Genomic DNA, 13528 nt, shown 5'->3' with positions numbered 1-13528 from the left:
GCTGTTAAGGAACGATAAATTCTAGGAAAAAACTTTCAGGAAATTATCTTTAAAGCTTCCCGAAACCTCAATTTCAGTGTCATCAGCAAGCATTACAGTTCCGCTTTTATGGTAAGATTTCACAAAGGATGTGTTGATGATATGAGACCGGTGAACTCTCACAAAAGGATTTTCCAAAAGATCATCAAAATGCTTTAGAAATCGGCATACCATTTTCTTTGAGCCATCTGTAAGATATACCTGGGTAAAGTTACCGTCTGCCTGAAGTCTTACAATATCTTCTGTTTTCACCACATCAAAACCCTGTAAAGTGGGAAGAATAAGCTGTTGCTTTTCAGGTTTTAATTTTAAGTTCTCCAGCAAAATTTTATTCCGGTTAAGCTCTTCCTTCTTTTCTATACTTTCAACCACTTTGTTGACTGCCAGAATAAGCTCCTGAATATCGATTGGTTTTAAGATATAATAACTCGCAGATTTATTTAAAGCCTGTAAAGAATATTGTGAAAATGCAGTGATAAAGATGGTTTCATAGGAAAAATCTTTGGTAGCTTCCAATACATCAAAAGCATTTCCGAAAGGCATTTCTACATCTAAAAAAACCAATTCAGGCTGCTTTTCAGCAATCAGAGGGACAGCTTCTTTAATATTTTCCGCTTCACCCAAAATTTCTACCTGTGGGCAATATTTGGTGAGATAGCTTCTCAATACTTCTCTTGCGATCAGTTCATCATCTACAATTACAGCTTTAATCTTCATTGGGTATATATATTAAGATACAGATATATTTACTGGTATTTTCCATTTTTAAACTTCAATGTTTTATAAGTTGTTTTTGAAGTTTCTTTTCCTTCGCATTCTCCTTTTACTTCTTCGTTTATTGTGGATACAGAAATGGTTTTTATTTTAAGATCTGCAAAATTATTGGTTTTGGAAGGATCCATGATGATATAAGAATGATCGTCTTTGAATTCTCCGTTGCAACGGGTATCCCATTCACCACTTGTAGAATCCAATTCAAACTGATCGAGAACTTTTGTAAGTGTCTTTCCTTCCGGATAATACATTGAAATTGTCCCTGATGCATAAGGGTTGGGTCTGCTGCTTCCTACAAAATCTGCCTTCACTCCAAATGCTCGGATATTTGTACTGATATTATACAATCCAGTATCAATGGCAAAACTTCTTAGAGTAACGGCATCGGAATTGAGTTCTGTTGGATCAAGATATTTGTTCTTTATCGTTCCGTTGCTGTCTGTAATCAGTATATAGTTCTGAACGGTAAAAACATAATCTTCATCTTCCTGACTTATAACAAACGGAATAACGGCAATATAAGAATCTTCTGCATTAGGCATTTTCTTTTCCACACAGAGTTCCTCTTTTATCTTGGTTTTGTCAAGCTTCAGACTTTTAAGAATATGAGTAAGTCTGATACTATCAATGTCCTGAGCAGATACTATTCCGGAAAACAGGCTCATCATCAAAACTAAAAGGAATATATGCTTTTTCATGGTATTCTTTTTATATCAGATTAATTTGAATGGTCACCAAAACACCACTATTATTCTCTTTATCCTTCACAGAGCAGGTAATATTCTTTTTGTACAGATCATTCAGCAGCTGAATTCTTTCCAGGGTATTTTTCATACCTCTTCCCTCGCGGGTTTTCTGGTGTTGGGTTTTCTGTTTTTTACTTTCTTCAATTCCTATTCCGTTGTCTTCAATGATGATCTTCAGATGTTGTTCGTTTTTCTCAAAGCTTAATTTTAACAATCCTTTTTCTGTTCTGTAACGCAGTCCGTGCCAGATAGCATTTTCCAGGAAAGGCTGTACGAGCATTCCGGGAACCTGAAGACTGTGAAGGTTTAAACTTTCATCTACATCAATTTCATAATCGAATTTATCGGCAAAACGTGTTTTTTCCAAAGCAAGATAATTCTGCAGCAGATCCAATTCCTGTTGGAAAGGAATAAAATCATCGGTAGAATTTTCCATCACTCCTCGCATCAGCTTTGAAAACTTGGTTAGATACTGATTGGCCTCCAACTCATTATTGGTGGCAATAAAGTGATTGACACTGTTCAAACTATTAAAGATAAAGTGTGGATTCATCTCACGTCTAAGCGACTGAAGTGCTATTTTTTTATTTTTGATCTGAACTTTCTTCAGGGTTCTGAAAATAAAAATAACCAGACCGGTGAGCAGGACCAAAGCTCCAATCAAACCATAATTAAATACATTTTTCTTACGGATAAGCTCGTCTTTTAATTCTTTTTCCTTCTCCAGTTGGGAAATTCGTTGTTCTGTATCTTCAAGAATCTTATTATCTACCAGGCTTCTGTCTTTGGAAACCAGATTGGGAAGTTTTCCCAGAAAGTCTCTGTACAGCTGCACTGATGCATCAACATTTCCTGAAATAGCATACAAACTATCCAATTTCTTCACACTCTTTTGAGCCTCCAGCGTATGGCCTTTATCCAAAGCAATTCCGTAAGCATTTTTCAAAAGATCAACGGCTTCTTTAGGATCATTCTTTTTGATATAAATATCGGCCAGTTCCTGAATCTGATTAACTTTTTCCTGAGAATTATCCTTTACAAAATCTTCTTTTAAAACCTTCTTCTTGGCTTCAATGGCTTTATCAAAGTTTCTATTTTCCACATAAAGATTGGCCAGCTTCTGATTAATCTCCAGAGCTTGCTGAGGCGCTTGTTTTTTAGAAATTTTATAGGCCGCATTGAGGTTTTCTTCAGCTTTCGCAACATCTTTCTGCTGAATATTGATATCTGCTAACTGACTGTACCCCGCTGCAACATCAGCCTGCTCATTTTCCTTTTTGCTTAAATTGATATTATTCTGAATGGCTTCTGCCTTCACTTCAGGCGCAGGAGAAGAGAGCCTTGCTGCATCATTTGAATTAACTGACCTGCTTTTTGTACTATAAGACATCTCAGCTGCCATGTTGTAATTACTGATAGCTGGAGTAATTTTATTTTGTCTCTCCTGAGATTGGGCTAATCTCCGGGTAACTATTTCCAGATTTTTCTTATCACTAAGATTCTGATAAAGATTTTTAGCTTTAATCAGATACTCTTCGCTTTTAGCATAATTTCCCTGGCTGTAATAATCATTGGCCATTCCTACATAAGCATCTGCAACACCTTTATTATCATTTTTATCTACTGCTTTTTTCAGTTTTGCAGCAGACTTAAGAGCCTGGGTAACCCGCGTAGTGTCCTGTGCTGAGAAGTAATTTCCCACCATCAATATTGAAATAAACAGTATTTTAAAAACTAATTTCACGGATTTCAAATCTTTAGTGCAAAGTAAGTAAAACTTTATCGATCAGCTTCTATCATTCACCAAGTCAAAACCTTGCTTCACCCACTCTCTATATTAAAACACTATCAATCATGATTTTATATTAGTTACAACAATTATTTCATATTAAATGAAACGTCTTGCTCTTAAAGCAGAGCTCAGCTTAATATTCTTAATAGCTTAATTAAGCTTAATGGTTAAAATATCATTATTAAATAAAAACTTTCACTTTTATACCAACTCACCAAGTGAAAGTTCCATTTCACCAAGTCTCCCGATTTTCAGCGTCAGATCGAACTAATTTTACATCAGAATTTAAAAGTAAAAACAAGAAATTATGAAATTGAAACATTTTTTATTAATCGGAATTGTAACGCTGGGAAGTTTTGTAAACGCTCAGGAAGTAAAGAAAAACGGAATTGAAGTAACAGGGGTTGCTGAAATGGAAGTAGAACCGGATGAAGTAACCTTCAGCATCGGAATAAAAGCAGATAACAAAAACGATCTGGCAGACAATGAAAAGAAGATGTTTGATATCTTAAAGAATGCAGAAGTAAAGAACGAAGACATCAAGTTTAAATCTTCATACCAGAACATTTATGCTAAAAACGGAAAGTTTTCTAAGAACTATGTGTTTAAAGCGAATGCAAAATCAAACCTCAGCAAAATCTTTGAAGATCTAAACCAGAAATGGGTAAGCAGCCTGAGTATCTCGGAAGTAAAGAACACCAAGATTGCAGATTTCAGAAAAGCTGTAAAAATCAATGCTTTAAAAGCGGCAAAAGAAAAGGCAGATTATCTGTTGGAAAGCATGGGTAAAAAAGTGGGGAATGTTCTTGAAATTGTTGAGATTGAAGATTATACCAGCGACATGGTAATGCCTGTTGCCTACAAAAGCAGAATGAGCAATGTACAGCTTGAAATGGCAGATGCTCCGGTAGATTTTTCTTTTGACAACATCGAAAATATCAAACTGAAATACAGTATTAAAACGAGATACGAAATCCTTTAAAAATAACAGATTTAAAAGAGGCTGCCACTTTATTGGCAGCCTTTTGTTTTTTGCCACGAATGCACGAATCATCATGAAACTCCTTAACCCTATGTGCCTATGTGGTTTATTTTTCTTACCACATAGGTACATAGCCAATTAGGATAAGAAAATGTTAAATAAGCTTTCATAAAACCATTCTTTCATTAGTGGCATAAAAGAATAAAAAACAGGTGGCTGTCTACTCACCAAGTGAAAACCTAGCTTCACCAAGTATCCCCATTTTCAGGATTAATTACGGGTAATTTTACTTCATAATTTAAAATAATAAACGATGAAACGCTATCTTTTAATCACATTATTTTCAGTGGTTTTCTTCAAGGCACAGGAAATCAAAAAGGAAATTGATGTAAAGCAGGCCACAGTATTCCTACAGGGAGCAAAAGTTTTCGGAAGTACTAATGTTAGCCTTCAGAAAGGACGTAATATGGTAAGAATTATCAATCTTCCCAATAACCTGGATGAAAACACCTATAAAATCAATCTTGAAAAAAATACGACGCTCCTATCCATCACTCCACAAAATAATTTTTTGAAGGAAGATCAGCTTTCTGATGGTGAAAAAAAGCTGGATGATGACAGAAAAAAACTTCAGAGACAGGTAAGCCTATTAAATATTCAGATTAAAAACCTTACCGGGGAACAGAATATCATCAATGATAATTTAAAAGTATCCACCAACGATAAATCTACTCCACAGGATCAACTTATTAAGCTTACTGAATTTTACAGAAAAAGAATGCTGGAGATCGATAATCAGGTCTTTGTAATGAATGAGCAGAAAACAACGTTGGATGAAAGCATTGCAAAGCTAAACAAGCAATCTGATGAGGAACAAACCCATAAAAATACCAACAGAAAGGAATTACTGCTTGAAATTCTTGCAGATAATGATACAAACCTAAGTCTGGGTGTCAGTTATATTGTTTCTGATGCGGGATGGATCCCTTCTTACGACCTTCGTGCCCAATCTGTAAAGAAACCTCTTGAAATGATTTATAAGGGCAAGATCTACCAAAAAACCGGACAGGACTGGAAAAACGTAAAATTGTTTGTGTCTACTTACCGACCATCATACAATCAGTACAGGCCTATCCTTTCTCCAATGTATGTTGCAGAATATACGGCTCATAATCCAATATTGGAAGTTGCCGATTACAAGTCTAAAAAAGAATCTGCTTTAATGAACAGCTATCAAATGAGACAGGATCTCTCTGCAAAGCCAAGCCAGATTCCAATTGCTTCGGTTTCTGATAACCAGATGAATGTTATTTATGAACTGAATTATAATCAAACCATTTTAAGCCAGGAAAAAGAACAATATGTAATTCTTGATAAAAAACAGATTGATGCAACCTACAAATACCATACAGTTCCAAAACTTAATAACCAGGTCTTCTTGATGGCTTTTGTAAAAAACTGGCAGAACCTCAACCTGATTAATGGCGAAGCGAACATCTATTTTGAAGATAATTATATCGGAAAAACCAATATCGCAAGCAATTATGTAAAAGATGAGTTCCCAATTTCTCTTGGTGTGGATGAAAGAATCACCGTAAAAAGAATCAAACTGGAAGATAAAGCTTCTCAGAAACCAATGAACTCCAATAAATGGGAATCTGAAGCCTACCAGATCAGCATCAGAAACAATACCAAAGAAAGTATTGAATTGGAAGTACTGGATCAGCTGCCTATTAGTGAAAATTCTAAAATTTCTGTGAAAGCTATAGAAACCGGAGGCGGAAATCTTGATGAAAAAACGGGAAGTATTCTTTGGAGCAAAAACATCAGTTCCGGAGGTTCTGAAAAGATCAACTTCTCTTATGAAGTGAAGTATCCAAAAGAGATGCAAATCCAATATTACAGCAGATAACCTATAAAAAATAATAATATGACAACTTTAAAAATCTTAGCCATTGCAGCCGCTTTTTTAAACTCCGGTACCAATCCGGCTATAAGCTGCTCGAAAAGTGATCCGAAAAACACAGAGTTAACGGTACAAAATGCTTCTGTTCCCTCTGTAAATATGACGTCAAAGGATAATAAAATCCAAGTAGCTCTTTTACTTGATACGTCCAATAGTATGGACGGGTTGATTGAACAAGCGAAATCAAGACTCTGGAACATCGTGAATACATTAACCACATTAAAGTATAACGGCCAGACACCACAAGTTGAAATTGCTCTTTATGAATATGGAAACGATGGCATCCGGGATGAAAACTATATCAGGCAAGTGACTCCTCTTACTCAGGATCTTGACCTTGTTTCTGAAAAACTATTCGCCTTAAGAACTAATGGAGGAAGTGAATATTGTGGAGCTGTTATCCGTGATGCCTCTGCCAATCTGAACTGGGATGGCAATGAAAAAAGTATGAAACTGATTTATATTGCGGGTAATGAACCTTTCAACCAAGGGAAAATCGACTATAAAGAAGTTATTTCAAAGGCGAAAAATAAAAATATTTATACCAATACGATTTATTGTGGAAGCCGGGAAGAAGGAATCCAGGGTTTATGGCAAAATGGAGCAACAACAGGAGGTGGAAAATACTTTAATATCGACAGTGATAAAAAGGTGATCTATATTGAAACACCCTATGATATCAGGATTTCCGAGTGTAATACCAAACTGAATGACACTTATATTTACTATGGAAATCGCGGTTCTGAATATAAGATGAAACAAATTACCCAGGATAAGAATGCAGAAGTACAATCGGTTTCCAATCTGGTAGAAAGAACGGTTTCCAAATCAAAAAAGAATGCTTACAAAAATGAGCATTGGGATCTGGTAGACAAAGCTGAAGAAGATGGCAGCTTTATTACCAATCTGAAAGCAAGCGAACTTCCTGATGAGCTGAAAGGCAAAAGCAAGGCAGAAATAAAAAAAGCAGTGTCTATAAAATCGGCTGAGCGTGAAAAGATTCAAAGAGAAATTGAAGAACTTTCTAAAAAACGCCAGACCTATATTGATAGTGAAATGAAAAAAAGAGGAACTGATGATTCTGATGATCTTGGAAAAGCCATTGAAAGTTCTATACAGGAACTGGCAAAGAAAAATGGATATAGTTTATAAAAAAGCTCAATACAAGAAGGGTTTACACATAAAATAAACCTTATCAATAAAGTACACTTAAGTTCTGAAAATCTTTGTTTTTCTTCTTAAGTGTACTTATTTATATAGGTGATTATTTACAACATTGTTCTTCTGACAAAGGAAAAATCTAAACCATATATGAGATTCTTCCTTCGTCAGAAATCGAAGATTCGACATAGTCAATGACAGATTCATCATACAAAGAACCCTCTATCGTCCAAATTTAAAATATTGGGACAACAGGTGTTTTCTTCCTTTCATAAACAAAGAAGCCATCTCCATTCCGGTTACTGAAAAAGTAATTCCATTTCCCCCAAAGCCTAATACGAAGTATGAGTTTTTGAATTTTGGATGTTCGCTGATATAAGGTAATCCGTCTTTTGTTTCTCCAAAAGTTCCTGCCCATACAAAATCGGGATAGAAATGATAATCCGGCTTGATCTTTTTCAGATTCTTAAGAATTTCTTTTTCTTTTTTATTGAGAATAGCATCCCGTTTTTCCGCACCATAAAAGTCTTCATCTCCACCGCCAATCAATAACCTGCCATCATCAGTAGTCCGCATGTAGAGATAAGGATCATCTGTATTCCAGACTAAAGTACTGGTGATATTTTTAAATTTGTTTTTATCCACTTCGGAAACCACCGCATAGGTGCTTTTCAAATTAACGAAACTCTCTTTCAGTAAAGTTTTGCTTTCATAGCCGATACAATAGATTATTTTCTTTGCTTTGATATGAAAACCGCTTTCAACCTTAACTTTATTAAAGCCTTTAAGATATTCTACTTCTGTCATTTCAGTTTTATCAAAGATTTTCAATCCTTTCTTTACATTATGGGTAAAAAGCTCATGAGCAAACTGAAAGGCATCAATACTGGCTCCCTGTTTTGATACAATACCACCATAGGTATTTTCAAATCCAAATTTATCCAAAATCTGATCTGCATTAAGCCATTGAACTTCAAACCCCGCATTTTTCCTGGCTTCATATTCTTTCTTTACCCATTCAACATCTTTCTTTTTAGAAGCAAAATACAACGATTTTTTACGCTTAAATCCTGCTTTAGAATGTATTTTCCCAACAAGGGTTTCAAGGCTGTCAATTGCCACTGAACATGCTTTATAACTGGCAACAGCCCCTTTCTCTCCTATTTTTTTTATTAATTCATAAAGAGGAACATCTATTTCATACTGTAACATTGAAGTGGTGGCAGAAGTACTTCCATTACAAAGCTCACGTTTATCAATAAGGATTGTTTCATACCCATCTTTTACCATTTGATGGGCAATCAAACTTCCTGTAATTCCGCCGCCTATAATTAAAACATCACAGTTTTCATCGGATTTTAAAGAAGGATATGTAGCAATCAGTCCGTTTTTTAAAAGCCAAAAAGGCTCATTTGATTTGAGATCCATATTGATATTTTATATTTAAAATAACAATATTTATACCTATTTTAACTATTTTCAATGAATCCATGGTGTAATTATTGTTGTTTTATTAAATTCCAACCATCATAAAATATTCACTATGATAACAATTATTCCAGAAGCTCCGGAGAATGTTGCGGCATTCAGTGCAACGGGGGAAGTAACGAAAGAAGATTTTGAAAAACTGGTAATTCCGCGTGTGAAAGAGAAAGTAGACGAATTTGGTGAGCTGAATTACTTACTGTATTTGGATACCGATCTGGATAAGTTTACCATGGGAGCATGGCTTGAAGACCTCTTGCTAGGATTAAAAAATCTCGCAAAATGGAATCGGACCGCTATTGTTACAGATAAAAAGGCAGTACAGGACTTTACGGATATTTTCAGTGTTCTGATGCCGGGAGAGTTTAAATCTTTTCCCAAAGAAAATTTATACAATGCCCTCTATTGGTGCAAAAATGGGAATGAGGTGGAAGTTTAATCAACCTTACAAAACAATGAAAGACTGTCTTAAACGGCAGTCTTTTTTATTATACATCAATCAATATCAAATAGATAGGTAAAAACACCTAATAATAAATTTGGTACATTATACGGTAATTATCTCCCGAAATGGTGAGTACATTTGTAATGTTAACCAAATAAAAAATTTACACCATGTCAACATTTAAAATCAACATTATTGCAGGGCCACTTTGGAGCAACGACGAAGCACAAAAATTAGGACCACGTATTGCTGCGGCACACTTAGGAAAATTCACCGGACAATGGACAACCATTGTAGAAGGACAAATGAGCGTTATAGAAGTTGAATTAAACACTAAGCCAACAGGCGGTACAGAATATACTTTAGACGTTTTAGCCGGACCTATCTGGAATAACGAAGATGCTAAAGAGATCTGTCCTGCTATTTGTGCATCCTATGGCGGTACATGGAACGGACAATGGACAACAGTTGTAGAAAGCAAAATGAGCGTTTGCGGCTGTGTATTTAAATTCTAGTCTGAATAAATTCAATGTATTAATTTAAAAAGCTGTCTCAATAGTCAATTTTTGACTTTGGGACAGCTTATTTTTTATTTTCGAAGATCTGAGAGATTACGCAGATTTCCTATAACCTATGCTTAGTTTTATATCCAGATACGTCTATTTATCACACGAAACACCTTCTGTAACTACTTCTTCTTCATTTGCTGTCTGTGAACCATACAGATACATATATCTTACACTAATTACAAATCCGATAAAAGTCATCCCTACTCCTACTAATGACGGATAGTTGAACGGCAATCCATATTCTAACGGAATTCCGCCAAAAAATGCACCCATCGCATTAGCAATATTAAATCCTGCCTGCATAAAAGCTGCAGCCATCATTTCACTTTTAGGAGCGGCTTTCATCATCATGATATTAATAGGTGCAGCAATTGACATAGACAAGGCTCCACACATAAATGTCAATAGGAAAGCAATATTCTGATGCTCGGAAAGTAAGAATACTCCTACCAGTGAGATCATCATTAAAAAGATCAGAAGTGCACACGTTTTCTCAGGTCCTAATTTATCTGAAATAACCCCTCCTGCAAGGTTCCCTACCACCATTCCGGCTCCGGCAAGAACCATTACATAAGCCATTTGGCTGCTATCAACTCCGGAAATTCCTGTCATTAAAGGGGTGATATAGCTCAACCATGTGAAAAGACCTCCAAACCCAATCGCTGTAATTCCCAATACCAGCCATGACTGTTTCTTTTTCAGGAATTTTAATTCATCCATGAAATGGGTATTCTGATTGGCCTCAATGGATGGCAGCCATAATTTTAAAAATAACAGGGCGAAAACACCAATTAAAGCAACAATAGCAAAATAGAGTCTCCAGTGGAAGACGTGCCCAATATAGGTTACCAAAGGAACCATTACCAGATTGGCTACCGTGAGCCCTGTAAACATCATTGATATATAAAATGCCTCTTTCCCTTTTCCTGCCATTTTAGCAGCTACTACCGTTCCTACTCCGAAGAAAGCTCCGTGAGGAAGCCCGGACATAAATCTGATGATCAGCATTGTTCCGTAATTAGGAGCAATAGCAGAAAGGGCATTAAATAAAGTAAACAGGATCATAAAAGCAATCAATACTTTTTTAGGGGGATACTTTACTGAATATCCAATCAAAAGCGGTGCTCCAATGACCACTCCCATTGCATAAGCCGAAATAAGATGTCCCGCTTGCGGAATCGTGATTTCTAATGTTTTTGCGATGTCCGGCAATAGCCCCATAACGGTAAACTCTGTAGTTCCTATTCCCAATCCGCCAATCGCCAGCGGTATTATTCTTTTATCAATCTTCATTGTCTATTCTTTACTGAATTAATGTCTTGAAATTAAAAATGGTGAACCATCTTTATTTTTGAAAGTGCAAAATTCGAAAGAAAGATTGGATTTCACACCTCTTTGAATGATAAAAATTTGCTCCATATTAACCTTTTTGTTTAATTTTAACTCTACAAACAATCAAAACAGAACAAAATGAAGATTCAGAAAGAAACAATAGAGTTTGAAAAAGGGAAATCTTTTAAGGTATTTGCTCCCAGTCTGAAAAACTGTTTTTTCTGGCATTATCATCCTGAAATAGAACTGGTATACGTAGAAGCGTCCAATGGAATCCGACATGTTGGAAAAAATATCTCAGGTTTTACAGACAGTGAATTACTGCTTATTGGTGCCAATGTTCCTCATCTTAATTTTGATTATGGGATACAGACGGAATGCAAACAACTTGTACTGCAAATACGGGAAAATTTTCTTCAGGATGTCATTCTTCCAGTTCCTGAATTTGAGAATATTAAAAATCTTTTAGAACATTCTTACCTTGGATTATCTTTCTCTGGAGAAACCAAAAATATTGTTGTTGAAAAACTGCAAATCCTTAAGGAAAAAAATTCTTTTGAATCATTAATGGGATTGATTGAAATATTACAGATTATGGCCAATTCTACAGAAGTGCACGAGCTTAATAAAGAAGATACAAGAATCAAATGGTTCCTGAACGATAAGATCAGAATGGGAACAATTTACGATTACATTCATGAAAATCATGATAAAAAACCTAACGTGAATGAGATTGCTCAGATTGTAAGCTTAAGTACTCCTGCTTTCTGCCGGTACTTTAAAAAGCAAACCAATATGACATTCACAGATTTTGTTAATAATTACAGGATCAATCAGGCTAAAATTTATCTGTTAAAGGATTCTTCTGTAACTGAGGTTTGTTTTCAGGTGGGATTTGAAAGTCTTTCTTATTTTAATAAATTGTTTAAACAGCATACAGGAGAAACGCCTTCAGAGTTTAAGAAAAAACATTTTAAGCCTATTGAAATTAATGGACGGATTGGCGTGATTAATAGGGAATCTTCTTGTAATAAATCGTTTTGATATTATCTCGTTGATCTTGCAGATAATGCAGATTTTCACAGATGATTGGTGATATTTTGATATTGGATCGTTATAAACCACCCCGTCAAAAATTCTTTGAATTTTTGACACCCCTCCGGAGGAGGGGAATGATGGAAGCCATTCCTTATTGATTCTGGTTAAGATAGTTCCTAAGTGCCGCCCTATTACCCATTACCTATCAAAAAAAAACCGCCCATTACTGAGCGGTCTATATTTTAATGAATATGTTTTTCTGCGTGGTAAGAACTTCTTACTAGAGGTGAACTTTCAACATGTCTGAAACCTAAGCTTCTTGCAAAGTCTCCCAGTTCATCAAATTCTTCCGGAGTAATGAATCTCTTTACAGGAAGATGTTTTTTGGTTGGCTGTAAGTATTGTCCTAGAGTGATAACATCTACATTAGCATTTCTGATGTCTTCAATCGTCTGGAAAACCTCGTCTTTAGTTTCACCTAAACCAAGCATAACTCCTGTTTTGGTTCTTCTTTGTCCGGCTTCTTTTAAATATCTTAAAACCTCAAGGCTTCTTTCATATTTTGCCTGAATTCTCACTTCTCTGGTCAAACGTTTTACAGTCTCCATGTTGTGAGAGATTACTTCAGGAGCAACGTCTACCAATCTGTCAATATGTTTGGTGATTCCCTGGAAATCCGGAATTAGCGTTTCCATTGTTGTTCCCGGAGAGATTCTTCTTACAGCATTTACAGTTTCTGCCCAAAGGATAGATCCCATATCTTTAATATCATCACGGTCTACAGAAGTAAGAACGGCATGTTTGATCTTCATTAATTTGATCGAACGCGCCACTTTTTCAGGTTCATCCCAGTTTACATCAAGCGGTTTTCCTGTTTTTACTCCACAGAATCCACAGCTTCTTGTACAGATATTTCCTAAAATCATGAACGTTGCCGTACCTTCTCCCCAGCACTCCCCCATATTCGGGCAGCTTCCGCTTTGGCAAATGGTGTTTAATTTATATTTATCAACCAAAGTCCTTAATTCTCTGTAGTTCTTTCCGGTAGGAAGTTTTACACGAATCCATTTTGGTTTTTGAACGGTAGTATCTTGAACTAAATTCTCCATTTATTTCTCAAATTGAGGTTCAAAGTTAGTGATTTTTTTATCGAAACAATCAAACACAGATATTGATGAAACATATAATTTTGTAATTTC

The 13528-nt window shown here is 35.6% G+C and carries 12 protein-coding genes; 6 read left to right on the top strand and 6 right to left on the bottom strand.

The genetic code is table 11. The features are described from left to right. Positions 1-21 precede the first annotated feature (21 nt). The 3 genes from BLS98_RS00650 to BLS98_RS00640 are packed head-to-tail and all read right to left on the bottom strand — an operon-like array spanning position 22 to position 3303. Positions 22-756: a LytR/AlgR family response regulator transcription factor gene (locus BLS98_RS00650; RefSeq protein ID WP_089732588.1), complete on the bottom strand. Its 735-nt coding sequence runs from the start codon at positions 754-756 to the stop codon at positions 22-24. A 29-nt stretch (positions 757-785) separates the two neighbouring features. Then, entirely contained in the window at positions 786-1511 is a 726-nt protein-coding gene (locus tag BLS98_RS00645) for a PA3715 family protein (protein WP_139166049.1), read from the bottom strand. Positions 1512-1521: 10 nt separating this feature from the next. Continuing rightward, positions 1522-3303, bottom strand: a complete 1782-nt coding sequence (locus BLS98_RS00640; protein ID WP_228425408.1) for a histidine kinase — start codon at positions 3301-3303, stop codon at positions 1522-1524. A 355-nt stretch (positions 3304-3658) separates the two neighbouring features. Between BLS98_RS00640 and BLS98_RS00635 the strand changes: the two genes are divergently transcribed. The 3 genes from BLS98_RS00635 to BLS98_RS00625 all read left to right on the top strand — a co-directional run bounded on the left by BLS98_RS00635 (position 3659) and on the right by BLS98_RS00625 (position 7451). Beyond that, a complete protein-coding gene (locus BLS98_RS00635) occupies positions 3659-4333 on the top strand; it encodes an SIMPL domain-containing protein (RefSeq protein ID WP_089732582.1) in 675 nt (224 codons plus the stop codon). Between the two features lie 313 nt (positions 4334-4646). Beyond that, positions 4647-6245 (top strand): DUF4139 domain-containing protein, encoded by a 1599-nt coding sequence (locus tag BLS98_RS00630; RefSeq protein ID WP_089732580.1) that lies wholly within the window; start codon positions 4647-4649, stop codon positions 6243-6245. Positions 6246-6263: 18 nt separating this feature from the next. Next, positions 6264-7451 (top strand): VWA domain-containing protein, encoded by a 1188-nt coding sequence (locus BLS98_RS00625; RefSeq protein ID WP_089732578.1) that lies wholly within the window; start codon positions 6264-6266, stop codon positions 7449-7451. A gap of 231 nt (positions 7452-7682) precedes the next feature. On the opposite strand, the gene BLS98_RS00620 is transcribed toward BLS98_RS00625, so the two are convergent. Then, positions 7683-8888 carry an NAD(P)/FAD-dependent oxidoreductase gene (locus BLS98_RS00620; RefSeq protein WP_089732576.1) on the bottom strand — a complete coding sequence of 402 codons (1206 nt, stop codon included), beginning with the start codon at positions 8886-8888 and terminating at the stop codon, positions 7683-7685. Between the two features lie 115 nt (positions 8889-9003). On the opposite strand from BLS98_RS00620, the gene BLS98_RS00615 reads away from it, so the two are divergent. Then, positions 9004-9384, top strand: a complete 381-nt coding sequence (locus BLS98_RS00615; RefSeq protein WP_089732574.1) for a SpoIIAA family protein — start codon at positions 9004-9006, stop codon at positions 9382-9384. 176 nt (positions 9385-9560) lie between these two features. After that, positions 9561-9905, top strand: a complete 345-nt coding sequence (locus tag BLS98_RS00610; RefSeq protein ID WP_089732572.1) for a mannan-binding lectin — start codon at positions 9561-9563, stop codon at positions 9903-9905. A 144-nt stretch (positions 9906-10049) separates the two neighbouring features. Here the strand turns inward: BLS98_RS00610 and BLS98_RS00605 are convergent, their stop codons facing one another. Beyond that, positions 10050-11252, bottom strand: a complete 1203-nt coding sequence (locus BLS98_RS00605) for an MFS transporter (protein WP_181575120.1) — start codon at positions 11250-11252, stop codon at positions 10050-10052. 177 nt (positions 11253-11429) lie between these two features. Between BLS98_RS00605 and BLS98_RS00600 the strand changes: the two genes are divergently transcribed. Continuing rightward, positions 11430-12335: an AraC family transcriptional regulator gene (locus tag BLS98_RS00600; RefSeq protein WP_089732570.1), complete on the top strand. Its 906-nt coding sequence runs from the start codon at positions 11430-11432 to the stop codon at positions 12333-12335. A 236-nt stretch (positions 12336-12571) separates the two neighbouring features. On the opposite strand, the gene lipA is transcribed toward BLS98_RS00600, so the two are convergent. After that, positions 12572-13438: a lipoyl synthase gene (lipA, locus tag BLS98_RS00595; protein WP_045494196.1), complete on the bottom strand. Its 867-nt coding sequence runs from the start codon at positions 13436-13438 to the stop codon at positions 12572-12574. Positions 13439-13528 lie beyond the last annotated feature (90 nt).

Source organism: Chryseobacterium jejuense, from assembly GCF_900100075.1.
Classification (GTDB): Bacteria; Bacteroidota; Bacteroidia; order Flavobacteriales; family Weeksellaceae; genus Chryseobacterium; species Chryseobacterium jejuense.
The sequence above is the reverse complement of the archived record's forward strand: the minus strand, read 5'-3'. Positions and strand labels throughout refer to the sequence as shown.